At 66.8% G+C, this 1,634-nt stretch carries 2 protein-coding genes and 1 pseudogene; 2 read left to right on the top strand and 1 reads right to left on the bottom strand.

Going from position 1 to position 1,634, the window contains the following annotated elements; all coding sequences use genetic code 11:
- On the bottom strand, nucleotides 1-357 hold a 357-nt coding region (locus tag ACFXIV_RS47850; protein WP_379421530.1), incomplete at its 3' end, for a hypothetical protein.
- 129 nt (nucleotides 358-486) lie between these two features.
- Between ACFXIV_RS47850 and ACFXIV_RS47855 the strand changes: the two are divergent.
- Together ACFXIV_RS47855 and ACFXIV_RS47860 are read left to right on the top strand one after the other, a co-directional pair.
- A pseudogene (locus ACFXIV_RS47855) lies at nucleotides 487-831 on the top strand (IS630 family transposase); the annotation flags it as partial.
- A 245-nt stretch (nucleotides 832-1,076) separates the two neighbouring features.
- Nucleotides 1,077-1,634: transposase (locus ACFXIV_RS47860; protein ID WP_379421531.1), on the top strand; the 558-nt coding region annotated here is incomplete at its 3' end.

Below are 1,634 nucleotides of genomic sequence, written 5' to 3' on the forward strand. Positions count from 1 at the left end.
GATCTCGAGAATGTCGCGATAATCCTGTGGCAACTCCGAGACCAGCACCCCGGGACCCCGCGGCGGCACCAGCATCACACCGATCGGCGACCCAGCCACCCGCTCCCGCTCCCGCTCCGGCTGTTGCGGCTCGTCGCCTGCGGCCACGCCCGCCGAATCGGCCGGCGATCCATCCGCGGGATCGGTTACCACACCCAAGATTTCGCCCATCGTCTCCCGCGTGATCCGCAGACGCGACAACTCCTGCTCCACCCCGTCGAGTTGCTCGCTCAACTCCGTGATCCGCTGACACAACTCCTTGGCCCGCGCCACCCCCGCAGCCTCACGCCGCTCGAGCTCCTCCCGCCACGACACCATCGCCGCCCTCCATCAGCCGGCCCCCATCCCGACGATAGAAGCCAGCCCACCAGCACAACAGCCCCAACCCATTTCACCAGCTCACAGCCTGATCAACAGTCACTCAGCCGGAGCCGCACCCCCTGGTAGCTGTCGACGGATCCGCAGTTCATCGACAAGGTCCGTGACGTGGTCGGGTTGTACCTGGACCCGCCGACGGCGGCGCTGGTGTTGTGTGTGGACGAGAAATCGCAGATGCAAGCCCTGGACCGGTCGGCGCCGATGCTGCCGACGATGCCCGCAGTGCCCGCACGCCGCACCCACGACTACGTCCGGCACGGCACCACCAGCTTGTTCGCCGCCCTGGACGTGGCCACCGGCCAAGTCATCGGCCAGCACCACCGCCGGCACCGTCACCAGGAGTTCCTGCGGTTCCTCGAGACCATCGACACCAGCACCCCCGCAGACCTGGATCTCCACCTGATCTGCGACAACTGTGAGGATGATCGAGTGCCGTCCCGGGCTGTGGTCTGACCCGTGCGACAACTGGCTGTGGTGCCTTTCCGTAGATCTGTCGGCCTCAGCCCGGAACGGTGCTTGCTGCCGCTGGACCGGCGGGGCGTGTCCCGATAGGGGCCTTGCCGTGAACAGGGCACCATCACAGTTCTGACCGCCTCCACCGGCCCGGCGACGGCCATCCGTTCCCGAGTTAGATCAGGAGACAGACGACTGTGCCCAGCATGCCCCACCCGGCCTTGCCCAGCCAAGATGACAACGCCACCGGTGAGGTCGTTCTCGGCGTGGACACGCACAAGGATCTGCATGTCGCGGCGGTGATCACGCCCCTGGGTGCCCTGCTGGGCAGCCGTGCGTTCTCCGCGACCAGGGCCGGCTACGAGCAGCTGTTGACGTGGGCACGCGCGTTCGGCCCGCTGCAGCGGGCTGGGGTCGAGTGCACTGGCTCCTACGGCGCGGCACTGGCTCGGCACTTGCGCACAGAAGGCGTGCAGGTGATCGAGGTCAACCAGCCGGACAAGGCCACTCGCCGCCGACGCGGCAAGACCGACGCTATCGACGCGGAAACAGCCGCCCGCGCAGTACTCTCAGGCCAGGCGACCGGCATCATGAAGACCGGTGACGGGCCTGTGGAAATGCTGCGAATGTTCAAGCTGGCCAAGGCATCCGCTATCAAGGCCCGGACACAGACGATCAACCAACTCAAGGCCGTACTCATCGCCGCCGACCCGGCGCTACGCGAGGCACTGACAGGTCTGAGCAACCCCACACTCTTCCGTCGC

Source organism: Nocardia sp. NPDC059236 (genome assembly GCF_042754085.1).
In the GTDB taxonomy this organism is placed as follows: domain Bacteria; phylum Actinomycetota; class Actinomycetes; order Mycobacteriales; family Mycobacteriaceae; genus Nocardia.